Source organism: Oleomonas cavernae (assembly GCF_003590945.1).
GTDB lineage: Bacteria > Pseudomonadota > Alphaproteobacteria > Zavarziniales > Zavarziniaceae > Zavarzinia > Zavarzinia cavernae.
In genome coordinates, this window is the sequence record NZ_QYUK01000011.1 from 114,511 (window position 1) to 136,618 (window position 22,108).

The window sequence follows — 22,108 nt, forward strand, 5'->3', positions numbered from 1 at the left end:
TAAGTAACTAAACGAGTGCCGCCTTGGGGGATGGAACGGCGCGCTAGCCCCGTCGGGGTGCCGATGGCGGCAAACGGTATGACAGTCGCTGCCATGTGCTTCGCGATCGCTGGGTCGCGACAAGGGCGGGCTTTTGCCAGGAACCGGAGGGTCGGGGAGGATCGATTGAGGAAAGTGAACAGGCCCAGCCGGCGGCGGGAGGCCGCGGCACCCTAGCATTGAAGCAAGACGGGCCTTCGGCGCCGGCCAGACGGGGTCCTGGCAAGCAATAGATCGAGAACGCCGGTTTCCGGTGATGTAACTCGCGGGCATCCGTCCGCGAGAGGCGAGTTGCCGCGCTTAATGTCAATAAATGAAACTAGGGAGATTGCGATGAGGAAGGGGACGGGGCTGTTGGCCCTGATGGCGGTGGGTGGTGCTCTGGCCTTGCCAGGGGCAGCATCGGCCGAGACGCAGATGGACGCGATGCAGCGGCAGATCGAGGAATTGCAGCGGCAATTGCTCGACCTGAAGGCCAAACAGGCCCAGACCGAACAGCGCCAGGTCGAGACGGAAAAGCGCCAGGAAACGGCCCTGACCGAGGATGACCTGAAAGGCACCATGCCGGGATCCATTCGCATTCCGGGCACGAATACGTCGCTGAAGATTGGCGGCTATGTGAAGCTCGACGGCATCTACGACCTGGGCCCCTCGATGGGCGGCACGGTCACGGCCGACTCGATGCCGCTCGATGGCGATCGCCGCCGGGAAGGCGCCTTTGGTTACAACGTGCGGCAGACCCGCCTGAACGTGACGACCGAGACGCCGTTCGAGGACATCAAGGTGCGCTCCGTCCTCGAGTTCGACTTCTATGGCGGTGGCGGCAACGAGGCGAACGTCAACAGTGCCACGCCGCGCCTGCGCCACGCCTATGTCACCGCGGGGCCGTTCCTGGTGGGGCAGACCTGGAGCACGGCCTACGACCTGGCCGCAGCGGGCGAGAAGCTCGACTTCGGCGGCCTGCCGGGCGAGCAGGCGGTGCGCCAGCCCCAGGTGCGCTACACCAGCGTGTCCGGGCCGGACACTTTTGCCATCGCGCTGGAAAATCCCGAAAGCGATTTCATCGGCAACGTGCCCGCCAACAATTCGGTGACGGCGGCCGCCGGCAGCGCATCGGGCATCGCCGATCCCAACTTCGACCAGGTCCCCGACCTGGTGATCCGCTATGCCCATAAATTCGACTGGGGTCACCTGGCCGTCCTGGGCATCGGCCGGCAGATCACGGCGGAAACGGTAACGGCCGACGAGTCGGTCTTCGGCTATGGCCTCGGCCTGTCGGGCACGGTCAAGTTCTTCGAGAAGGACGTGTTCGGCTTCCAGGTGCTGGGCGGCGAGGGGATAAACCGGTACCTCAACCTCGCCTACCGGCAGAGCGCCAGCTTCGACGGTTCCTCGCTCGAAGCCCTGACCTCGTGGGGCGGCAACGTCAGCGTGAAGCACTACTGGGCAGACACGATGCGCAGCACCCTGATCTTCGCCTATCAGCGGATCGACAACAACGACGTGGTCCCGCTCACCGCAAACAAGGAACTGATGACATTCCACGCCAACTTCATCGCCACGGTTGTCCCGTCGCTCGACGTTGGGCTTGAATATATCCACGCCCACCGCGAGACCGAAGCCGGCGCCGAAGGCAGCGCGGACCGTTTGCAGGCCTCCGTGATCTACAACTTCTGAAGACCATGCAGTGCGTTGCCTGAGTTTGGTTTCCCACCGGTAGTGCTCTCCTCCGCCGGTGTCACTGAGCCCCGATAGACAATCTCGATTGTCCATCGGGGCTTTTTTTGAACGAGCCCCCATGATGGCGGTTCGGTTTGTGGGCTGACTTCGGAAGCGTGGGGCGAAATGGATTCGCCATCGGACCACGCTCAAGCCTCCGCCGGCGGGAAGAAGACCAGCGCGCGGATCTCGATGCTCTCCCGCGGGGCGGCATCGGCCGGAGTGCTGGGATCGTCGAAGCCGGTGTGGGCGGCAAAGCGGGCGCGGCCGTCGGTCGCCGAATCATAGCACTTGATCAGCACGACCTCGTCCCGCGTCATGCGCGGGAAATAGTACCAGCGATGGCGCGGGTTGTGGGTAACGCTGTAGATTTCGCCGGTGCGATCCGGGTATCTGAGATCGGTGGCGATCAACTCGTGCGGTGCGATGCTGCGGGCGTCGCACAGGGCCAGCGGCACCGATGCGACAGGTCCGCGCACCGGGCGCCAGACATTGATGATGGCAAAGCGATGGCGCAGGCGCGCCGCCGCCTCCTCGGGCGGCAGCAGGTCGCGCACCCGCTGCGGGCCGGACCTCACCGTGTAGTCGTTGTGCACGGCGCGCACGGGCTCGCGAACTTTCGGGAACGCGCCGCCGTTGCGCAGGGTGTGGTCGAAGATCACCACCTTGTCGGCGCCCGTCGCCTCGGTCAGCAGCCGCTCCATCGCCGGGTAATAGCGGCGCTCGACCTCGGCCTCGTCGTAGAAATCGGTGATCGACGTCTCGTCGCGGCGGAAGGCGAAGCCTTCGATGTCGAGCGAGAAGCGGTCGGCGCGCGGCCGGCCGTCGGTGATCCGGACGGCCTGGGGCAAGGGCACCGCGCTGCGGCGCGGCTCGCCCGCCGGCGGCTCGTAGTTGTAGACGAACGGCTTGGCGCGCGGCGGTTCGATATAGACCAGCGGCGCCTCCACGGCGGCATCGCGACTGACGGAAATCACGCCCATGGCATGTACCTCGTTACTTGCCCGAGAGGAAGGCGAGCCCGGCGGCATCGAATGCCGCCGGGTTCTGCGGCAGCATGGCCGCGATCAGGCCGACCGTCAGGGCCGGCATCAACGCCAGTGATGGCCTTATATCACACCTATTTAGTGTTTATATGGAATTTCCTCTTTCGATACTCGGTATATCCGGGGCATGCGAGAAGAGGTGCCGTATGCAGGGCAGCGTATCGGCCGCTGCATGCTTAATTATCTGATAAAATTTGTTATTAAATTTATTGAATCAAGAAGATACTGTTGATTTTTATGGTTGGGCGTGTGGTGCCTGTATATAAGAGCGCCGGGCGGCTGCCGCAGGAGGGATCGATGAGCGCTTTCATACCCAAGGCCGTCTGGTACAGCCGCTCGCCCGCGGTGGCGCCCCTGTCGGTGGCGGTGCGCAACGGCTGGCTCGACGAAGCCTTCGCGGCCGTCGGCATTCCCCTGAAATCGACCATGGATCATCGGGACGAGCAGGTGCGCCGGGCCTATTTCGACCATCACATCTTCTGGTCGTTCCGCCAGGGCGGCAGCGGGCCGGCCCTGTGGGCGCGCTCGCAAGGGGCCGCGACGCGGCTGATCGGCCTGACCTGGAATACCGAGTTCCAGGGCATCATCAGCCGGCCCGGCAGCGGCATCCGCTCGGCCGGCGACCTGACCGGCCGGCGTTACGGCGTGCCGCGCTATGCACCGCTGGGTTTCGATGTAAGCGCTGCCTTCGCCATCAAGGGGCTGGTCTCGGGCCGGGGGGCCGAGGGGCTCACCCATGAAGGCGTCGACCTGGTCGATTTGCCGCTCGCGCCGCCCGGGGCGGCGGTCGGCCTGGGCCGTTTCGGCCTGGGCGGTTTCCAGGCCTACGCGGCCGAGGCGCGGGCGCTGCTCGACGGGCGGATCGATGCCTTCTACGTCAAGGGCGGCGAGGGGGTTGCCATCGCCAACGCCATCGGCGCCTCGCTCGTGTGCGAATTCGGCGCCCATCCCGACCGCTGGATCCGCCTGGGTGCGGGCAATCCGCGTCCCCTGACCATCGGCGAGGAATTCTGTAGACGCCGCCCCGATCTGGTCGATGTCGTGATCCGTGAATTCAACAAGGTACCCGCCTGGGCGCGGGAAAATCCCGACGAGGCCTTGCGCGTCGTCGCCCGGGAAAGCCGGGTCAGCGAACAGGCCATGGCCGTCTCGCTGGGCGAGGATATCGGCAGCCACCTGGGCCTGAGCCTGGATGCCGAGGGGCTGGCCGCCTTCGATCGCTACAAGAAGCTGCTGGTAGACTGGTCGCTGCTCGAGCGAGACTTCTCCTTCGACGAATGGGTGGAGCCCGGGCCCTTGCTGGGCACCGGCCTGCGGCATTGAACGCGCTGCCCGGTTCCACGCTTGCCGCCGGCGGCCAGCCTCTGCTGGCGGCGCTGTTCGGGCGCGAACTGTCGGCGCAATTCCACGATGGCCGGTGGCCCGAGCGGGAATTCGCCGTGCATGGCGATCCCGGGCGCCTGCCGGATCCGCTGCGCGGCCCGGCCCTGGCGAATTTCGACGCGCTGGCCCAACGCTACAACGGGCCCCTGTCCTTCGGCCGGGGCGCGCGGGATGCCCGCACCCTCGCCATCCAGACCAACGCGGCCAACCTCTACCGCCTCGGCCTGACGGTCTACCTGCATGACGTGGCGCCGGTCGTCCGGGGCGCCGCCGATTTCCTGCGCGCCCTGGAGGGTGAACTGGGCCTTGCCGAGGGCGCGGCCCGCCTGGCGGCCTTCGCCTCGCCCGAGGATGACGGCGTCTCGCCGCATTTCGATGCCGAGGATGTGATCTCCATCCAGCTTCAGGGACGCAAGACATTCCACGTCGGCAAGGTCGCCGGGCTGGATTCCCCCTGGGGCGAGCAGTACGGCCCCGGCATGCTGCCTGCCGATGATCTCTACCCCCAGGCCGGCGGGGGCTTTCCGGCGCCGGTGGAAGCGGATCTTGAGCCGGTCGAGATGGTGCCCGGCTCGGTCCTGTTCCTGCCGCGCGGCACCTGGCACCGCACCTTGGCGCAGCGGGATTCCTTCTCGCTCAGCATCGTGCTGCGCCAGCCAGCGCCGCTGGAGACGCTGGTACAGGGTCTGCACGGGCTGCTGCTGCAGGATCCTGCCTGGCGGCGGCCGCTCCGGCGCGGTGACGAGGCCCGCGCCCAGGCCCTGCTCGACCGCCTGCCGGGGCTGATCGCCCGGCTCGAGCCCCGCCAGCTTCTGGTCGAGACCGAGGCGCAGCGCCTGGCCGGCATCGGACCCGACAGCCGCTTCCAGCGCATTCCGCAATCCGGCCTGCGGGCCGAGCGGGAGGGCGGGCGTGTAATCTTGAAGATTTCCGCCTGGGACCGGGACTGGATCGAGCGGCCGACGCTGGCGACCGACATCTCCCCATCCGTGATCCCGCTGCTCGACTGGATCGGCGGGCGGGCAGGGGCCTTCACGGCCGGCGAACTGGCCGGCCGGTTTCCCGAGGCGCCGTTCGATTTCGTGCGCAAGCTGCTCGACAAGCTCGTGCGGGCCCAATACTTGCGACTGCTGTGGTTTCCTGCCCTGTCGCCGTGACTATCGGCTATTGACACCTGGCAGGACTCCATAAGAATATCGGATATTGAATAAACACACGAAATTGTAGTGTGTTTTGTGGCGATGGAGATGCGCGTGACAGCTCATCCTACCAGGCAGGGGTCGGCCGGCGGCACGCATGACGATGGGGAATCGTCATGTTGTCGCGCCTGTTGTCGACGCGCCGCGCCCGGCGCCTGAGGCGCCTCACCGATCCCGACCTTGCAGCGCTGTGTGCGGCTGCCCGGCCCGTCAGATGGGCCGGGGGCACCCATGAGGCTGCCGGTATTTTGTTTGAAGCCATCCGTGGAGTAAGAGATGAGCAGCGTGAACGCGCGGCCGGCCTGGACCGCTGATTTCGAGAATGACCTGTTCAACGGCGTGATCACGAAGGTGGCGCCGCACCTGCCGCTGAAGCCGCCGGCCGAAACCAGGGATGCCCAGACGGCGGCGGAAATTGCCGAGGTGGCGGAGTTCACCGCCCGCGTGGCGGCGCACGATACCTTCATCGTGCAGGCGATCTCCAAGGCGATCACCCATCTGGACATCGATACCGATTTCCACCTGAAACTGTCACGCCAGGTCGGTGACGACGGCCATCACGCGGAAGTGGCGCGCGAACGCCTGATCGCCCTGACCGGCGAGGATCAACTGCCGCTCATCGAGGGCTATATCCGGCAATTGTGGGCGGCCCTGGGCGACCTGCCGTACCGTGACCTGTTCGGTTTCCTGGCCTTCCAGTTCCACTACGAACTGCACATCCAGGGCCGGCTGAGGGCCGAGGGGCGCACCGCCAAGATCCGCTATGGCCGCAAGAAGGAGGTGCCCGACGCCACCGCCACCGGCCAGGAAGCCAATGACGAACTGGTCCATCGCATCAATATCGTGCAATGGGTGCAGAAGATCCTGGCCGGGGTCCCGCCCGAGCAGCGGGAGGATTGGATCGCCCGGCTGATCGCGGCGGACGACGAAGCGCAACGGGCCCTCAACCCCTATCTGCGGCACCGCATCGCCAATGCGGGGCGGGCCTGGCAGTCCGACCTGACTAATGTCACGGAGATCTACGACACCTTCCGCCGCGAGGTGCTGGCCTATCTGGTGGAAAAGCCGGCGGCGGCTTTGCCGGCGCTGACCAGCCTGGCCGCGTGAGCAATTTGAGGCAGGCAATCATCTCAATCCCCCGCCCGTCATTCCGGCGGAGGCCGGAATCCATCGGTATCCAGCGCGGGGTTTTCGAAACTACGCGCTTCCCTGAAATGGATCCCGGCCTGCGCCGGGATGACGAGGGGGTTCGTTGAAAACCCCCTCGTCCCATTTGAGGCCGCTCTTCGATCAGGCGATGCGGGCTTCCCGCTGCCTGACCGCCGGTTGGGCAGTGGCGTGGATCGAGACATCCCAGCCCCGCCGGCGCAGCCAATAGGCCGTGGTGCCGGCCCGGGTGCCGGTATCGTCGACCAGCAGCAGGCGGGCGCCGCGCACGGCGACGATCTTGTAGGCGCTGAGGAAGAGCTGCCCGCCCGGTGCCGAGATGGCATCGGCCACGTGCCCGGCGGCATATTCCTCGGGCGTGCGGACGTCGAGGATATAGGTCGTCCGGCCTCCGTCCGCGGCCAGCCAGTCGGTCAGTTCGTCGGCCGAGACCCGCGGCACGTTGGCCTTGGTTTCCAGCGCCGCCGCATGCTGCTGGCCGAACAGCCTGGCCAGCTCGCTGGTGGTCGGGGCGAACTGCCGCCCGGCGCCGGTCTCCAGGTCGAGGCCCGCTTCGCGCCAGGCCTTGGTGCCGTCTTCGAGGAAGGCGACGCGGTTGGGTACGCCCGCCTCGATTAGGGTCTGGGCGCCGGTGATGGCGCGGGGCAGGCCGGCGCAGGTGACGAGCACGAAGGTATCGGAGGAGGGGACAAGATCGGCGAAGCGATGCAGGAGTTCCGCCCCCGGCACGCTGACGGAGCCGGGCACGTGGTTGCGCCGGTATTCATCGACCGTGCGGCTGTCGAGGACGATCACATCGGCCTTGGCCTGATGGAGTTCGTGCAGCTCGGCCGCCGTGACATGGGGCGTGGCCGAGGCGGCACGGACGTCGCGGGTGAAGAAGCGTGCCGGCTGGTGGAGATAGGTGGTGATGCCGCTGGCGATCCAGGCCGGCAGGCCGCCGTCCAGGGTATGAACCGTCTCGTAGCCGAGGCGGGACAAGTGCACCGCGGCCCGGGCCGAGCGCCCGTCGCCGCCGTCCAGCAGGACGATGCGCGCGCGGCGGTTGGGCACATAGGCGGCGATATCGGCCTCCAGCCGGGCAAGCGGCAGGTTGGCGCCCAGCAGCGGGTCGCCATAGCCGTAATCTTCGTCATCCCGCAGGTCGAGCACGGCGATTTCACGCCCGTCGCGCAGCCATTGGTCGAGCGTGATGCTATCGGTGATGGAATTGCTCATGGAATGTTTCCCGGCATGGCCGCGGGACGGTGGATTGCCGCCGGCGGCGCCTGTTTGGCAGATGTATTGTGTGGGATTACGTCAGCCGCGGGCGCCGCTACAGCAGGCCTGATAGGCGAGGATGGCTGCGGCCAGGAAATTCCCGCCGTCCTGCGCGGTGCGCGCGGCGGTCATCTGCCAGCGTTCGGGGGAAGGGATGCGTGCCATGAAAGCCACAGAATTTACCATGCCTCGATATTTCACAGATTATTGCATTGACTCAAATCAAGACTCCAAGCAAATATTGGATATGGGAAATAAATAACGTTATAATCTCGTATTTAACCCAGCCATCGTTGATGGAGACTGCAAGTGTCAAGCTTTCCGAACCTGACGGGACCGACGAACCAGACGACCAACGGCCGCGCGCCGTCGTGTTGTCGCGTCGTCCTGTGTTGTTCGGGCTGTTGCTGACCGCGGTCGGTGTTGGCGTAAGGGCCAACGGGACAATCTGTTCCTGATTCCATGATTTGACCGGCACGCCGTCGCTGTTGGGCGAGGTGTGGCCGTGTGGTTTTTCTCGGTTTTTGACCGCGGGACCTGACGATGAGCACTGTAACGTGGGGCGATATATCGCCGCCCGCGCTGGACATTTTTGGCCCTCGCAACCGTCGCCGCTTCGGCGAGGGGCTTGGCATCGCCTTGTCGGTCGCGGTTCATCTGGGCGCGGGCATTGCCGTCTACAGCCTGACGATCGACGCCCCCGTGCTGCCGGAGGAGAAGCCGATCGAGATGGTCCTGGTGGCGCCGGAGCTCGAATTGCCGCCGCCCCAGGCCGTGACCGAGCCGCCGCCGCCGGAGGTGGTGGAGCCGCCCCCGCCGGAAGTGGCCGCGATCGAACCGCCGCCGCCGCCCGTGATCGCCCAGGCGATCGAGGAACCGGTGGAGGCGCCGCCGCCGCCACCCCCGCCGCCGCCCAAGCCCAAGGTTGCCAAGCCGCCCAAGCCGGTACCGCCCAAGCCCGCTGCCGTCGCGCCGGCCAACCCGGCCCCGGTGGTGCCTGCGGTTACGGCACCGCCGCCGGCCGCCGTGGTCGCCCCGCCCAAGCCCGAAGGCATCCCCACCGCCTATGCCAAGGATGTGCGCACCAAGATCAGCCGCTACGCCATCAACAAATATCCGCGCGCGGCGGTCCTGAAAGAGCAGGAAGGGCGCATCGGCTACAGCCTGACCCTGGCCCCGGACGGCCACGTCCTGGGGGTGGAGATCACCAAGCCATCGGGCTTCGAAGCCCTGGACAACGCCGCGGCCGAGGCGGTGCGCAATGCCGGCCCCTATCCCGCCCTGCCCAGCCTGGGCGGCACCCAATACCGCCTCGACGGCGCCATCGTCTACAAGCTGCCGTGATCCGGCCTGCTGCCACTGTTCAGATTACAGGAGATTGCCCGTGAACCCCGAAACCCCCACCATCGTGCCCGATGCCGCTGTCGCCGCCGCACCCGCCGGTGTCGGCCACCTGTCCGCCATCGACCTGTTCCTGCAGGCCGATACGGTGGTCAAGGCGATCATGATCTTCCTGATCCTGGCATCGGTGTGGAGCTGGGGCCTGATCTTCGCCAAGCTGGTCTACTACGGTCGTCTCCACGCCCGAGCCCGCAATTTCCTGCAGGCATTCCAGGCCGATGGCTCGATCGCCGGCCTGGGCGCCCGCCTGCGCGCCTTCGCCCGCGATCCCTTCCGCCATGTCTACGATGCCATGGTCGGCGAATGGGAGACCAGCCGCCGCGAGGGCCTGGACCATGGCGAGTACAACCGCGACAGCCTGAAGGAACGGGTGCACCGGGTGGGCCAGCTCACCGCCAACTACCAGGTGGAACAGTTGCAGCGTGGCCTGTCGGTGCTGGCCACCATCGGGTCGGTCGGTCCTTTCGTCGGCCTGTTCGGCACGGTCTGGGGCATCATGAATTCGTTCCAGGGTATCGCCGCGACCAACAACACCAGCCTGGCCGTGGTGGCGCCGGGCATCGCCGAGGCGCTGTTTGCCACCGCCCTGGGCCTGGTCGCCGCGATCCCGGCCGTGATCGCCTATAACCGGGCTTCGGGCGATGTCGGCCGCTATTCCAAGCGCCTGAACACGCTGATCGGCACCTTCGACGTACAGCTTTCGCGTCATCTCGCCGCCGGCCGCCCGCTGGTGTTGGAACGTATCGATACGCCCGCCAACGAGACCGCCCACCGCCAGCCCGTCGCCGGGAGGGCCTGAGCGATGGGGCCAAGCTGCAATCCCTGGACGGTGACGACGATCTCGATGGCGGCGCCATCAGCGAGATCAATGTGACGCCGCTGGTCGACGTCATGCTGGTGCTGCTGATCGTGTTCATGGTCGCGGCCCCGATGATGACCGTGGGCGTGCCGGTGAACCTGCCCACCGCCTCGGCCAAGCCGCTGATCGAGCAGAAGCCGCCGATCGTGGTCAGCCTGGATGGCACCGGCAAGGTCTTCATCGACAAGACCGAGATCTATGCGGGCGACCTGATCACGACGATCCGCGCCCTGGCCCAGGGCGATCCCGACCGCCGCATCCATGTCCGCGGCGACAAGGCGCTGCCCTATGGCCGGGTCATGGAGGTCATGGGCCAGATCAACGAGGCCGGCTTCTCCAAGGTGGCGCTGGTGTCCGAAACCAAGACGGGGGCCCCGGCCGCGAAATGACACTGCTTCAGTCCCATCCGCCGCGCAGCCTCGGCCTGCCGCGGCTGTCGGTCCGCCCAGTGGCGCTCCCGCCCTATGCCCGCTATATCGTGCGGCGCCTGGCGCAGGCCTTGGTGCTGATGACGCTCACCGTGATCATCACCTTCGCCCTGCTGAACCTGGCCAAGGGTGACATGGTCGATGTCATGGCGGGCGAGGCGGGATCGGCGGATTCGGCCTATGTCGACCATCTGCGCCAGCGCTTCGGCCTGGACCAGCCGCTGCTGGTGCGCCTGGGCCATTACCTGGGCGACGTGGCCACGCTGGATCTGGGCTATTCCTTCCGCCAGAGCAAGCCGGTGCTGGACCTGATCACCGACCGCATCGGGCCGACCCTGCTGCTGATGGGATCTTCGACCTTGCTCGCCGTGCTGGGCGCCCTGGTGTTCGGCACCTATGCCGCGCGCAAGGTTCACCGGGCGCCCGACGGGATCATCTCGGTGGTGGCCCTGCTCGCCTATGCCACGCCCATGTTCTGGATCGGCCTGATGCTGATCCTGGTCTTTTCGGTCAAGCTGCAATGGCTGCCCAGCAGCGGCATGGAGACCTTGTTCTCAGGGCTCACCGGCTTGGCCTATCTGCGCGATCTGGCGGCTCATCTGGTGCTGCCGACGCTGACCATGGCGCTGTTCTCGCTGGCGCTCTACACCCGTCTGCTGCGCGCCTCGCTGCTCGAGGTGCTGCGCGCCGATTTCGTGCGCACGGCACGGGCCAAGGGCCTGAAGGAGCGCCGGGTGATCGGGGTCCATGCCCTGGGCAATGCCCTGCTGCCGCTGATGACCATGGTGGGCATGCAAGTGGGCGGTGCCCTGGGCGGTGCCGTGGTCATCGAATCCGTCTTCGCCTGGCCCGGCATCGGGCGCCTGGCCTACGAGGCGCTGATGTCGCGCGACACCAACCTGCTGATCGGCATCGTGCTGTTCAGCGGCGCGGCAGTGATCGTGCTCAACCTCGTCGTCGACCTGCTGTATGGCTGGCTCGACCCGCGTATCGAGCGGGGCTGAACGCATGTCCCCCGCAAACGCCTTCTGGCGCCAGTATCGCCGCAACAAGCCGGCGGTGGCCGGCCTGGGCATCCTGGTGCTGGTGGTCTTCTGCGCCCTGTCGGCCTCGATCATCAGCCCGGAGAATCCCTGGGCGATCGTCGGCCAGCCCTACCTGTGGCCGGGGCAGGACCCGCGTTTCCCCTGGGCACCGACGTGCTGGGCCGCGACATGCTGGCCGGCGTGCTGCACGGTGCTTCCGCCTCGCTGGCGATCGGCCTGACCTCGGCTTTCCTGGCGACCGCGGTGGGCACCGTGGTCGGCTGCGCCGCGGGCTATTACGGCGGCTGGTTCGACGACGTGCTGATGCGCGTGGCCGAGGCGTTCCAGACCATCCCCTCGCTGCTCATGGCGATCATCGTGGTGGCCCTGTTCCAGCCCTCGCTGGTGACCATCGTCGCCGCCATCAGCCTGGTCTCCTGGCCCGGCACCGCACGCCTGATGCGGGCCGAGACCATGCGCGTGCGCACCGCCGATTTCGTCGCCGCCTGCACCACCTATGGCATGGGCGACAGCCGCATCATCGTGACCCAGATCCTGCCCAACTGCCTGGCGCCGCTGATCGTCATCGTCTCGGTCAAGGTCGCCATGGCGATCCTGGTCGAGGCCGGCCTGTCGTTCCTGGGGCTGGGCGATCCTGCGCAACTGTCCTGGGGCACCATGATCGCCAACGGCCGCGATGCCCTGCGCAGCGCCTGGTACATGAGCGCCATCCCCGGCGTTGCCATCCTCCTCACCGTGATGAGCATCAACCTGGTGGGCGAGGGGCTGAACGATGCCCTGAACCCCCACCTGCGGGAGCGGGCGGTATGACCGCGATGCTGGCACCGCCCCTGCTCGCCGTCGACGATCTGCACATCGCGACCGGTGGCCCCGATCCGGTCTCCCTGGTCTCCGGCGTCAGCTTCGCGCTGGAGGCCGGCAAGACCCTGGCCCTGGTGGGCGAATCCGGCAGCGGCAAGTCGCTGACCGCGCTCTCGGTCCTAGACCTGCTGCCGGCCCCGGCCGTGGCGGTGACGGGCGGCCGCCTCCGCTTCGCCGGCAAGGACCTGCGCACGCTGGAGCCCGACGCGCTGCGCCGATTGCGCGGCGGGGCTATCTCGATGATCTTCCAGGAACCGCTCAGCGCACTGAACCCCGTGATGACCGTGGGCGACCAGTTGCGCGAGGCGGTGCGGGCGCATGGCGTGCACGACCGCCGCGCGGTCAATGCCCGGGTGCTGGAACTGCTCGACCTGGTGCGCATGCCCGATGTCACCAAGCGGGTGAACGAATATCCCCATCGCCTGTCGGGCGGCATGCGCCAGCGCGTGCTGATCGCCATGGCCATGGCCGGCCAGCCGCACCTGCTGATCGCCGACGAGCCGACCACCGCGCTGGACGTGACCGTGCAGGCGGAGATCCTCGATACCCTGCGCGACCTTCAGCGCGAATTCAGCCTTGCCATCCTGCTGATCACTCACGACCTGGGCCTGGTCGCCGACTATGCCGACGATGTCGCGGTGATGTATGCCGGGCGCATCGTCGAACGCGGCCCGGTGCGCGCGGTGATGCGCGCCTCGGCCCATCCCTATACCAGGGGCCTGCTGGGCGCCCGGCCGCACAAGCGGCGCCTGGGCGCCTTGCGCGAGCGGCTGATCGAGATCCCCGGCACCGTGCCCAACCCGCGCGCCCTGCCCGACGGCTGCCCGTTCCGGCCGCGCTGCGCCCAGGCCTGCGATTCCTGCGCCCTCAGCCTGCCGGTCCTGGCCCGCGTGGCCGAGCAGCATCATGCCGCCTGCTTCAAGGCGGGGGCGCTGTCATGACCGTGGCCCCCCTGCTCGAGGTCAAGGACCTGACGGTCCAGCACCGCAATGCCGGCCAGTTGTTCAACGCGGTCGACGGGGTTTCCTTCACCCTGGCCCGGGGCGAGACCGTGGGCCTGGTGGGCGAATCCGGTTGCGGCAAGACCACCATCGCCCGGGCGGTGATGGGCCTCTATGCCGCGCAGGGCGGGCAGATCGCCTTCGACGGCGCCGACATCACCCGGCGCAGCGGCCTGCGTGCCCGGCGCCGCCCGCTCGACATCGCCCGGCGCCTGCAGATGGTGTTCCAAGACCCGCTGCTGTCGCTCAACCCGCGCGCCACGGTCGGCCGGATCCTGGAGGAACCGTTGAAGGTCCACGGGATCCGCAACCGCGCGGAACGTCGCGCCCAAGTCGAGGAACTGCTGGTCAAGGTGGGCCTGCCAGCCAGTGCCGCGGCGCGCCTGCCGCACGAATTCTCCGGCGGGCAGCGCCAGCGCATCGGCATCGCCCGGGCCCTGATCCTGCTGCCCGAGCTGGTGGTCTGCGACGAGCCGGTCTCGGCCCTGGACCTGTCGATCCAGGCCCAGGTGCTGAACCTGCTGAACGACCTGCAGATCGACCTGAAGCTGTCCTACCTGTTCATCTCCCACGACCTGGGCGTGGTCCGCCACATGGCCGACCGGGTCATCGTCATGTACCTGGGCCAGGTGGTGGAGGAGGGGCCGGTCGACCTGCTGTGGGATGGGGCGCGTCACCCCTATACCCAGGCCCTGATCGCCTCGGTCCCGGCCGACCCCACCGGCGCCGGCCAGGCCCGGCCCAAGCGGCTGGCCGCGGGCGACGTGCCCTCGCCGGTCGACCGCCCCGCCGGCTGCGCCTTCAACACCCGCTGCCCGTTCCGCCAGGCCCGCTGCCTGGAAGCGGCACCGCCGCTGCGCCAGGTCGCCTCGGATCACGCCGTCGCCTGCCATTTCGCGGAAAGCCACCTGCCGCAACGCCACCAGTTCGACATCGCCTCTTAACACCAGGAAGGAACAGCAATGACCGTTCAGCCCAACATCCAAGGCCAGGCCCAGGCCAACCCGGTATCCGAGATCTGGTACACCCGCTGCCCGGTGCCGACGACCTCGGGGATCGCCCAGCATTTCCGCTGGATCCACCAGGAGTTCGAGCGCCACGGCATCAAGGTGGAATCGATCCGCGCCGCCGCCGACCAGGCGGTGCGCAATTCCCATTACAGCCACACCCAGCCGGCCAGCTTCCGCGAGGGCGGCAACGTGCCGCCGATCTGGACCCGCGCCAACGGCCAGGACACGGTGGTGGTGGGCATCACCTGGGTCGACGAGGAACAGTTGATCCTGGTGCGCCCCGACAGCGACATCAAGACCCTGGCCGATCTCAAGGGCCGGCGTTTCGGTGTGCCCAAGCACGACACCAAGATCGTCGACATCGCCCGCGGCCAGGACCTGCGCGGCCTGCTCACCGCCCTCGACCTGGCGGGCCTGACCCCGGCCGACGTGGAATTCGTCAACGTCGCCGGCGGTGAGTTCGACCTGCGCGAACAGGGCGAGCGGCGCGAGGGACGCCGCCACGGCGTGGTCGAGGCGCTGCTGGCCGGCACCGTCGACGTGATCTATGCCAAGGGCGCGGTCAGCGCGGCGCTAGTCGTCAAACACGGCCTGCACCCGATCATCGACATCAACGCCAATCCCGATCCCTTCGTGCGGGTGAATGCCGGCACGCCGCGCCCGATCACGGTGAACCGCGACCTGGCGGTCGAACGGCCCGATATCGTGGCACGTTACCTCGCCATCCTGCTCAAGACCGCCGCCTGGGCCAAGGAAAACCCCACGGCGGTGGTCAAGGCCATCGCGGCCGAAACCTCCAGCACCGAGGAGATCGTGCGCAAGGGCTATGGCCCGGAATTGCACCTGCATTTCGACGTCAAGCTGACCGAGCAGTACATCGCAGCCTTACGCAAGCAGAAGGACTACCTGCTGGAATGGGGCTTCCTGAAGGAAGACTTCGATTTCGACGGCTGGATCCTGCCGGGGCCGCTGGAACTGGCCCGGGCGCTGGCCGCCGACGACGCCATCAAGATCACACTCTAAGTAAGTCAAGGACCTGTAACATGACCGAATACCGTTCCCTGGGCCGCACCGGCACCAAGGTCTCGCCGCTCTGCCTCGGCACCATGATGTTCGGCGGCCCGACCGACGAGGCCACCGCCGGCCGCATCACCGCCAAGGCCAAGGAGCAGGGCGTCAACTTTATCGATACCGCCGACGGCTACAGCGGCGGCGCATCCGAGGAAGTGGTCGGCCGCCTGATCAAGGCCGAGCGCGACTGGTGGGTGCTGGCGACTAAGTTCGTCAACCCGCGCAGCCAGGTCGACCCCAATCGCCGCGGCGCCAGCCGCAAGTGGGTGATCAAGACCGTCGAGGAAAGCTTGAAGCGCCTCGGCACCGATTACATCGACCTGCTCTATCTCCACCGCGAGGACCACGTCACCGCGATCGAGGAGACCGTGGGCGCCCTGGGCGACCTGATCCGCCAGGGCAAGATCCTGCACTACGGCCTCTCCAACCACCGGGCCTGGAAGCTGGCGGAGTTCAGCCGCACGGCCGATGCACTCAATGTGCCGCGCCCGGCGGCCAGCCAGCCGCTCTATAACCTCGCCAATCGCCAGATCGAGGTCGAACACCTGCCGGCCGCCGAATACTACGGCTTAGGGGTCGTGCCCTACAGCCCGCTGGCGCGCGGCGTGCTGACCGGCAAGTACGATCCCAACCTGCCGCCGCCGGAAGGCACGCGGGCGGGGCGCAACGACAAGCGCATCCACCAGACCGAATGGCGCCCGGAATCGCTGCAACTGGCCCAGCGCATCAAGGAACACGCGGCTTCGCGCGGCATTACGCCTGGCCAGTTCGCGCTCGCCTGGGTGCTGAACAACCGGCTGATCACCGCGGCGATCACCGGCCCGCGCACCCTGGAGCAGTGGGACGATTACCTCCCCGCGCTCCAGTACCGCTTCACGGAAGAAGACGAGGCCGTGGTCGACAGCCTGGTGGTGACGGGGCATCCCTCGACGCCGGGCTTCAACGACCCCAGTCATCCCTTCTTCGGCCGCCAGCCGCGCCACGCGGCGTAACGCTTTCCATGGCCTTGGTGCCGGGCAGGGGAGCCCGGCGCCAAGGCGCAACCCGACAGGTTATCGATATGGAACCGATTGATTTTACCCGGCGATGTAGCAAGGCCGCCTGAATAGCAAGCAGTCATAAATCCGCCAGGGCAGGTCGCACGAGAAGGCCGCCCGGCACGAGCACTAAATTCTGGGGTTGGGATTATGTTGACGTCTAAAAGCCCGCGCGTGCGCGCAGGGTTGGCCGCCTATGGCGACCGAGCGCTCCTGCTCGGTGCCGCCTTCTCCTTCCTGCTGGCCAGCGGGACCTACAGCCATGTGATGGCGCAAGACACCGAACAGGCCGCCGATGACGACACGCTGACCGGCACGGTCGACGACGTGGTGGTCACCGGCACCCGCGTGCAAAGCCGCACGGTGGGCGAAAGCACCTCGCCGATCACCGTGATTGGCGGTGACGAGCTGCGGGCCACTGGCAAGCAGAATCTGCGCGATGCGCTCAACGAGCTCGATACCTCGTTCCGCAACAGCGCCGGCTTCTCGGGCCAGACCGGCATCGCCGTGCGCCGCGCCGCTTTGCGCGGGCTGAGCGCCGACCAGACGCTGATCCTCGTGAATGGCAAGCGGCGCCATTCGACCGCCCTGATCTTCACGGCCGGTCAAACCTCCGTCGGCGCCTCCCCGGTTGATCTCGACCTGATTCCAACCTCGCTGGTGGCGCACATCGAAATTCTGCGCGACGGTGCCGCGGCCCAGTATGGCTCGGATGCGATCGCCGGGGTTATCAACATCATTCTGAAGGAGAATGCGGAAGGCGGGGACGCCAATATCACGCTGGGGCGCTATCTGGACTCCAACAATCAGAAACACGGGTACGGTCCTACCGCCCAGCTGTCGATCAATCAGGGTTTCGAGATTGGCGACGGCGGCTTCTTCAGCCTGGGCGGCGATATCGACATCCACGGCTTTACCAACGTCGCCGGCCCGGCGCCACGGGAGAGCCCCGGCGGCGTCGACTACAACATCTACCCGGGTGGCGGTACCGATCCGCGCGAGACCAGCGTCACCCGCTATCGTCAAATTCTCGGCCTGCCAAAAGGCCAAACCTACAACATCGGCTACAACGCGGAACTGCCGGTCACCTTTGGCGACCAGGCGAAACTCTACTCCTTCAGCACCTTTGGCCATCGCTACTCGCAGGGTTGGGGCACCTTCCGCAACCCCAACTCGCCGCAGAACGTGAGGGCGGTATATCCCGATGGTTTCGAGCCGCAATTCGTCGTCGAGGAAGACGACTATCAAATAACGGCGGGATTGAAGGGTGGTGCGGCCGGCGGCTTGTTCTGGGACCTCAGCACGACCTTCGGCCAAAGCCGTGCCAATGTTCGTAACGAGAATTCGCTGAACCCCTCCTTCGGGCCGGCCAGCCCGCGCGATCTCGACAATGGCTGGCTGATCTCGACCGAATGGACAACCAACCTGGACCTTTCGCAAGAGCTGGCGACCGGCGCTTTTGAAAAGCCACTGAACGTCGCGGGCGGGTTCGAGTTCCGCTACAACCGCTTCCAGGAAAAGGAAGGCGAATATCATTCCTGGGCTGACGGTGGCTATGAAAACCCAGACTTCCCCGCGGGCAGTCAAGGTCACTTTCCGTTGCCCGGTTCCGCCGGCATGGCCGGCTTTGCGCCGGAAAATGCCGGTAACTACGATCGTAATAACGTCGCCACCTATCTGGATTTCGACCAGAATTTGACATCGGACTGGAACGTCTCCATCGCTGGCCGGTATGAAAGCTATTCCGACTTTGGCGAAACGGTCAGCGGGAAGGCTTCCAGCCGCTACCAGATATTTGATTGGATTGCAGCACGAGCCACCGTCAGCAACGGCTTCCGTGCGCCGAGCCTGCAACAGCAATTCTATGGTTCGTCGCTTCCCGCCTACGGAACAGATCCGGTTACCGGCGTGCCCAACCAGCTTCGGTACACGAGATACGTTCCGTCTACTTCATCCCTGGGGATGCTGTTGGGCGGTGAGCCGCTGCAGCCGGAGACCTCGCGCAACTACAGCGTCGGTTTGATTCTCAACCCGCTCGAGCACCTGAACGTAACGCTGGATCTCTATCAGATCGACATCGATGACCGGATCACGTCGATCACCTTGCAGGCCTCCCAAATCGCACCGATCCTGGCGGCAAACGGCCTCGAAACAAATCAGAATGTTTCCTACTTCACGAATGCCGTCAACACGAGAACCCGCGGCCTCGACATCAAGGCCGACTACGTCACAGATTTCGATGACTACGGCGTGATCAAATGGTCGCTGCAGAGCACATTCAACAGGCATAAAGTGACCGGCATCGCGGACAACCCGCCCGAACTTGCGGGTATCAACCTGCAACAGGTCACCCGGAACACCATCGGCAATCTCACGGTCGCCAACCCGAAAAATGTGACGGCGCTTTCGGCGGCATGGTTGATCGACGACTTCACGGTGAATGTCCGCGAAACGCGCTATTCGGAAGTGCGCGGGCTGAACGCGCTCGATCCGGCGCGCGACGAGGTGGTGCGACCGGCCTTCATCACGGATCTGTCGGTGGGCTATAACGTCACTGATCAGGTTACGTTCACGCTGGGCGGCAACAACATCTTCAACGTGAAGCCTGATCAATTGCCCGAAGCCGCCATTTGGACTTCCGGCGGCGCGCTGCTCTACGGCTTCCCGGCCGTCGGGCCGAACTACAGCTTCTATTCACCCTACGGCGTCTACGGCGGCTTCTACTACGCTCGCCTCTCGTTGACCTGGTAACGCAAAGGAGGCTGCCGGCGGCGTTCGTCCCGTCGGCAGCCCCTGGCAATACGGAAGGTATGCCCCATGACCGCACTCCCCCAACAGGCCCCGCCGCCCGTCCAACTCACCCCGGCGGATTTCCCCGACAGCCCGCTGTCGAAGGCGTTCCGCCAGCCCCTGATGCTGGGCGTGTTCCTGAACCTGCAGGATATCAAGTTCTCGGGCCTGCCCAGCACCTCGACCTGGACCTTCGACTACAATGCCGCAGTGGTGCAGAGGGCGGAGGCTCTGGGCTTCGAGCTGGCCTTCAGCCGTACCCAATGGCTGCCCAAGGGCGGCTACGACGGCGAGGCGTCGCTCGATGCCTTCGTCGCCCTGGGGGCGATGGCGGCAGTCACCAAGACGATCATGCTGATCTCCACCATGCATGTGCTCTATGGCCCGCTGCACCCGCTGCACATCGCCAAGTACGGCGCCACCCTGGATCACATCGCCAAGGGTCGCTGGGGCATCAATATCGTCACCGGCCACCGGGCGATCGAGCACGAGATGTTCGGCTGGCAGCGCATTGAGCACGACGAGCGCTATGTCCTGGCGGCAGAACTGTTCGACGTGGTCCAGCGCCTGTGGAGCGAGGACGAGAACTACTCCTTCGAGGGCAAGTCGCCGTGGAAGGTGGTGAACGGGTTCATTACCCCCAAGCCGCTCTACGGCCGGCCGGTGCTGGTCAATGCCACGGGCTCGGACGCCGGCATCGATTTCGCCGCGCGCTATTCCGACATCGTCTTCATCACCAGCCCCGGTGGCTCGCACATCGACAGTGCCTTGGAAACCCTGCCGGCCCACACCGCCCGCATCAAGCAGGCGGCGCGCAGCATCGGCCGCGAGATCAAGACCCTAATCAACCCGGTCATCGTCAGCCGCGATACCGAGCGCGAGACGGAAGAATATGCCAACGCCATCGTCGCCCACGCCTATGGCCCCAACGGACGGGGCAACGGCAACCGGCAGCATGACAGCGACGCCCACGCCTGGCGCGGCCGCCAGGATGCCAAAAACAAGCCGGGTCGGGGCCTGGGCGGCAATATCGAGATCGTCGGCACGCCCGAGCAGGTGGTCGAGCAACTGGTCGCCCTGAAGAAGACCGGCATCGACGGCGTACAGCTCGGCTTCTACGACTTCGCGCCCGATCTCGATTATTTCGGCGAGCGCATCCTGCCGCTCCTGGAACAGGCGGGGGTGCGGCTATGACCGGCCCCTCGCGTCGCCTCGTCCTGGCCGGCCTGGCGGCGGTCCCCTTGGCCGCCCGCCACGCCTTGGCCGATATCGCCCCGGCGGCACCGGTGCGCGGCGGGCAGTTGATCGTCGGCGTCTTTCCCGAGCCGCCGTTGCTCACCTCCGCCATCACCACGGCGGGTGCCACCCAGGCGGTATCGGGCAAGATCTTCGACGGCCTGCTGGCGGTCGATCTCGACCTGAAGCCCCAGCCCAGCCTGGCGACGAGCTGGGAGGTGGCGCCCGACGGCTTGACCTTGACCTTCAAGCTGCGCCCGGGTGTCACCTGGCACGACGGCAAGCCCTTCACCTCGGCCGATGTCGCCTTCTCGGCGCTGGAAGTGTGGAAGAAATTCCACGGCCGCGGCCGTTCGACCTATGCCAATGTGACCGCAGTCGAAACACCCGATCCGCTGACCGCGATCTTCAAGCTCAGCCGCCCGGCGCCCTACATCATTGCCGCCCTGGTGGGCGCTGAATCGCCCGTGATCCCCCGGCACCTCTACGAGGGCACGGACATCCTGACCAACCCGCACAATACCGCCCCCATCGGCACCGGCGCCTTCCGCTTCGTGCAGTGGGAACGCGGCAACTACCTGGTTCTGGAACGCAACCCGACCTACTGGAACCAGCCCAAGCCTTACCTCGACCGGGTGATCTACCGCTTCCTGCCCGACCCGGCCGCCAACATGAACGCGCTGGAAACGGGGGAGGTGCAGCTCATCACCTCCAACCTGCTCTACAACGATATCGGGCGGCTGATCCAGAACCCGGAGATCGAGGCAGTACGGCGGGATTCGCCCTATTCGTCGACCGTGTCGGCCTTCGAGCTGAACCTCGAGCGCCCGCTGTTCCAGGACCTGCGGGTGCGCCAGGCCTTCGCCCATGCGATCGACAAGGACTTCATCGTCAAGAACATCCAGTACGGCTATGCCACGGCGGTGAACGGGCCGATCCCGCCGGACATGCCGGAATTCTATACCGCCGATGTCCCGCTCTATCCCTTCGATCTGCGCAAGGCCGAAGAATTGCTGGACGCCGCCGGCCACAAGCGGGGCGCTGACGGGGTGCGCTTCACCATCACCCACGATCCGGCACCCACCGGGCCGATCTACCTGCGCAGTGCCGAGCTGATCCGCGACACCTTCGAAAAGATCGGGGTGAAGGTGGTCATCCGCAACCAGGATTTCCCCTCGTTCCTGCGCCGGGTCTACACAGACCGGGAATTCGACACGATCCACTACGGCGCCCAGACCGGGCCGGACCCGGCGATCGGCACTCAGCGCTATTACTGGTCGGGCAGCTTTGCCCGCGGCGTCGCCTTCTCCAACGGCTCAGCCTACAACAGCCCGGTCGTCGACAAGCTGTTGCTGGATGCCCAGGCGGAACTGGACCCCAAGGTCCGGCGCGACCTCTATGTCCGCTTCCAGCAGCAGGTGCAGATCGACCTGCCGCGCATCCCCACCGTCGCGGCCCAGGCCGTGGTGCTGAAGCGGCGTAACGTCAAAAATCTCGTCACCACCGGCGACGGCGTGCTCGGCAATTTTGCCGACGTCTTTATCGCGTGAGGAGG

General features: G+C 66.3%; 20 protein-coding genes. 17 read left to right on the plus strand and 3 right to left on the minus strand.

Annotated elements, in window-relative coordinates; all coding sequences use genetic code 11:
- Positions 1 to 372 precede the first annotated feature (372 nt).
- Positions 373 to 1,716, plus strand: a complete 1,344-nt coding sequence (locus D3874_RS04215) for a DcaP family trimeric outer membrane transporter (protein ID WP_158595830.1) — start codon at positions 373 to 375, stop codon at positions 1,714 to 1,716.
- A gap of 191 nt (positions 1,717 to 1,907) precedes the next feature.
- Here D3874_RS04215 and D3874_RS04220 read toward each other — a convergent pair whose 3' ends face one another.
- A complete protein-coding gene (locus D3874_RS04220; protein ID WP_119776926.1) occupies positions 1,908 to 2,741 on the minus strand; it encodes a CmcJ/NvfI family oxidoreductase in 834 nt (277 codons plus the stop codon).
- A gap of 360 nt (positions 2,742 to 3,101) precedes the next feature.
- On the opposite strand from D3874_RS04220, the gene D3874_RS04225 reads away from it, so the two are divergent.
- From D3874_RS04225 to D3874_RS04235, 3 genes are all read left to right on the plus strand, one after another.
- Positions 3,102 to 4,127, plus strand: a complete 1,026-nt coding sequence (locus D3874_RS04225; RefSeq protein WP_147385516.1) for an ABC transporter substrate-binding protein — start codon at positions 3,102 to 3,104, stop codon at positions 4,125 to 4,127.
- Positions 4,124 to 5,344 (plus strand): JmjC domain-containing protein, encoded by a 1,221-nt coding sequence (locus tag D3874_RS04230; protein ID WP_158595831.1) that lies wholly within the window; start codon positions 4,124 to 4,126, stop codon positions 5,342 to 5,344. Before D3874_RS04225 ends, D3874_RS04230 begins: the two co-directional genes overlap by 4 nt.
- A gap of 318 nt (positions 5,345 to 5,662) precedes the next feature.
- Positions 5,663 to 6,493, plus strand: coding sequence for a hypothetical protein (locus tag D3874_RS04235; RefSeq protein WP_119776934.1), 831 nt, complete (start codon positions 5,663 to 5,665; stop codon positions 6,491 to 6,493).
- A gap of 183 nt (positions 6,494 to 6,676) precedes the next feature.
- Here the strand turns inward: D3874_RS04235 and D3874_RS04240 are convergent, their stop codons facing one another.
- Both D3874_RS04240 and D3874_RS31070 read right to left on the minus strand, forming a co-directional pair.
- Positions 6,677 to 7,771: a rhodanese-like domain-containing protein gene (locus tag D3874_RS04240; protein WP_119776938.1), complete on the minus strand. Its 1,095-nt coding sequence runs from the start codon at positions 7,769 to 7,771 to the stop codon at positions 6,677 to 6,679.
- A gap of 81 nt (positions 7,772 to 7,852) precedes the next feature.
- The gene (locus D3874_RS31070) at positions 7,853 to 7,978 is read right to left on the minus strand and encodes a hypothetical protein (RefSeq protein WP_274380569.1); all 126 of its coding nucleotides are present in this window, start codon (positions 7,976 to 7,978) and stop codon (positions 7,853 to 7,855) included.
- 378 nt (positions 7,979 to 8,356) lie between these two features.
- Here D3874_RS31070 and D3874_RS04245 point away from each other — a divergent pair, with 378 nt between their 5' ends.
- The 13 genes from D3874_RS04245 (at position 8,357) to D3874_RS04300 (ending at position 22,103) form a co-directional block, all read left to right on the plus strand.
- A complete protein-coding gene (locus tag D3874_RS04245) occupies positions 8,357 to 9,157 on the plus strand; it encodes an energy transducer TonB (RefSeq protein WP_147385517.1) in 801 nt (266 codons plus the stop codon).
- 40 nt (positions 9,158 to 9,197) lie between these two features.
- Positions 9,198 to 10,013: a protein TolQ gene (gene tolQ / locus D3874_RS04250; RefSeq protein ID WP_233559832.1), complete on the plus strand. Its 816-nt coding sequence runs from the start codon at positions 9,198 to 9,200 to the stop codon at positions 10,011 to 10,013.
- Between the two features lie 71 nt (positions 10,014 to 10,084).
- On the plus strand, positions 10,085 to 10,462 hold the full coding sequence (locus D3874_RS04255; RefSeq protein ID WP_233559833.1) for an ExbD/TolR family protein: 378 nt from the start codon (positions 10,085 to 10,087) through the stop codon (positions 10,460 to 10,462).
- Complete coding sequence (locus D3874_RS04260) at positions 10,459 to 11,505, plus strand: ABC transporter permease (protein ID WP_199698933.1); 1,047 nt, start codon at positions 10,459 to 10,461, stop codon at positions 11,503 to 11,505. Before D3874_RS04255 ends, D3874_RS04260 begins: the two co-directional genes overlap by 4 nt.
- Positions 11,506 to 11,509: 4 nt before the next feature.
- A complete protein-coding gene (locus D3874_RS31485) occupies positions 11,510 to 11,767 on the plus strand; it encodes a hypothetical protein (RefSeq protein ID WP_338016681.1) in 258 nt (85 codons plus the stop codon).
- Positions 11,701 to 12,357, plus strand: a complete 657-nt coding sequence (locus D3874_RS04265) for an ABC transporter permease (RefSeq protein WP_338016682.1) — start codon at positions 11,701 to 11,703, stop codon at positions 12,355 to 12,357. Before D3874_RS31485 ends, D3874_RS04265 begins: the two co-directional genes overlap by 67 nt.
- Entirely contained in the window at positions 12,354 to 13,349 is a 996-nt protein-coding gene (locus D3874_RS04270; protein ID WP_119776944.1) for an ABC transporter ATP-binding protein, read from the plus strand. Before D3874_RS04265 ends, D3874_RS04270 begins: the two co-directional genes overlap by 4 nt.
- Positions 13,346 to 14,353 carry an ABC transporter ATP-binding protein gene (locus tag D3874_RS04275; protein ID WP_119776947.1) on the plus strand — a complete coding sequence of 336 codons (1,008 nt, stop codon included), beginning with the start codon at positions 13,346 to 13,348 and terminating at the stop codon, positions 14,351 to 14,353. Before D3874_RS04270 ends, D3874_RS04275 begins: the two co-directional genes overlap by 4 nt.
- A gap of 18 nt (positions 14,354 to 14,371) precedes the next feature.
- Entirely contained in the window at positions 14,372 to 15,442 is a 1,071-nt protein-coding gene (locus D3874_RS04280; RefSeq protein ID WP_119776949.1) for an ABC transporter substrate-binding protein, read from the plus strand.
- A gap of 20 nt (positions 15,443 to 15,462) precedes the next feature.
- On the plus strand, positions 15,463 to 16,482 hold the full coding sequence (locus D3874_RS04285) for an aldo/keto reductase (protein ID WP_119776952.1): 1,020 nt from the start codon (positions 15,463 to 15,465) through the stop codon (positions 16,480 to 16,482).
- 195 nt (positions 16,483 to 16,677) lie between these two features.
- A complete protein-coding gene (locus D3874_RS04290; protein ID WP_119776955.1) occupies positions 16,678 to 19,278 on the plus strand; it encodes a TonB-dependent receptor plug domain-containing protein in 2,601 nt (866 codons plus the stop codon).
- Positions 19,279 to 19,344: 66 nt separating this feature from the next.
- Complete coding sequence (locus D3874_RS04295) at positions 19,345 to 20,511, plus strand: LLM class flavin-dependent oxidoreductase (RefSeq protein ID WP_119776957.1); 1,167 nt, start codon at positions 19,345 to 19,347, stop codon at positions 20,509 to 20,511.
- A complete protein-coding gene (locus D3874_RS04300; protein ID WP_119776960.1) occupies positions 20,508 to 22,103 on the plus strand; it encodes an ABC transporter substrate-binding protein in 1,596 nt (531 codons plus the stop codon). The genes D3874_RS04295 and D3874_RS04300 overlap by 4 nt, the downstream gene beginning before the upstream one ends.
- Positions 22,104 to 22,108: the final 5 nt, after the last annotated feature.

What these genes read in the sequence shown, in the direction of transcription:
- D3874_RS04275 (WP_119776947.1), top strand. Translation starts at nt 13,346, where the DNA reads ATGACCGTGGCCCCCCTGCTCGAGGTCAAGGACCTGACGGTCCAGCAC.
- D3874_RS31485 (WP_338016681.1), top strand. Translation starts at nt 11,510, where the DNA reads ATGTCCCCCGCAAACGCCTTCTGGCGCCAGTATCGCCGCAACAAGCCG.
- D3874_RS04245 (WP_147385517.1), top strand. Translation starts at nt 8,357, where the DNA reads ATGAGCACTGTAACGTGGGGCGATATATCGCCGCCCGCGCTGGACATT.
- D3874_RS04225 (WP_147385516.1), top strand. Translation starts at nt 3,102, where the DNA reads ATGAGCGCTTTCATACCCAAGGCCGTCTGGTACAGCCGCTCGCCCGCG.
- D3874_RS04290 (WP_119776955.1), top strand. Translation starts at nt 16,678, where the DNA reads ATGTTGACGTCTAAAAGCCCGCGCGTGCGCGCAGGGTTGGCCGCCTAT.
- D3874_RS04270 (WP_119776944.1), top strand. Translation starts at nt 12,354, where the DNA reads ATGACCGCGATGCTGGCACCGCCCCTGCTCGCCGTCGACGATCTGCAC.
- D3874_RS04280 (WP_119776949.1), top strand. Translation starts at nt 14,372, where the DNA reads ATGACCGTTCAGCCCAACATCCAAGGCCAGGCCCAGGCCAACCCGGTA.
- D3874_RS31070 (WP_274380569.1), bottom strand. Translation starts at nt 7,978, where the DNA reads ATGGCACGCATCCCTTCCCCCGAACGCTGGCAGATGACCGCCGCGCGC.
- D3874_RS04285 (WP_119776952.1), top strand. Translation starts at nt 15,463, where the DNA reads ATGACCGAATACCGTTCCCTGGGCCGCACCGGCACCAAGGTCTCGCCG.
- D3874_RS04260 (WP_199698933.1), top strand. Translation starts at nt 10,459, where the DNA reads ATGACACTGCTTCAGTCCCATCCGCCGCGCAGCCTCGGCCTGCCGCGG.
- D3874_RS04295 (WP_119776957.1), top strand. Translation starts at nt 19,345, where the DNA reads ATGACCGCACTCCCCCAACAGGCCCCGCCGCCCGTCCAACTCACCCCG.
- D3874_RS04215 (WP_158595830.1), top strand. Translation starts at nt 373, where the DNA reads ATGAGGAAGGGGACGGGGCTGTTGGCCCTGATGGCGGTGGGTGGTGCT.
- D3874_RS04220 (WP_119776926.1), bottom strand. Translation starts at nt 2,741, where the DNA reads ATGGGCGTGATTTCCGTCAGTCGCGATGCCGCCGTGGAGGCGCCGCTG.
- D3874_RS04235 (WP_119776934.1), top strand. Translation starts at nt 5,663, where the DNA reads ATGAGCAGCGTGAACGCGCGGCCGGCCTGGACCGCTGATTTCGAGAAT.
- D3874_RS04300 (WP_119776960.1), top strand. Translation starts at nt 20,508, where the DNA reads ATGACCGGCCCCTCGCGTCGCCTCGTCCTGGCCGGCCTGGCGGCGGTC.
- D3874_RS04240 (WP_119776938.1), bottom strand. Translation starts at nt 7,771, where the DNA reads ATGAGCAATTCCATCACCGATAGCATCACGCTCGACCAATGGCTGCGC.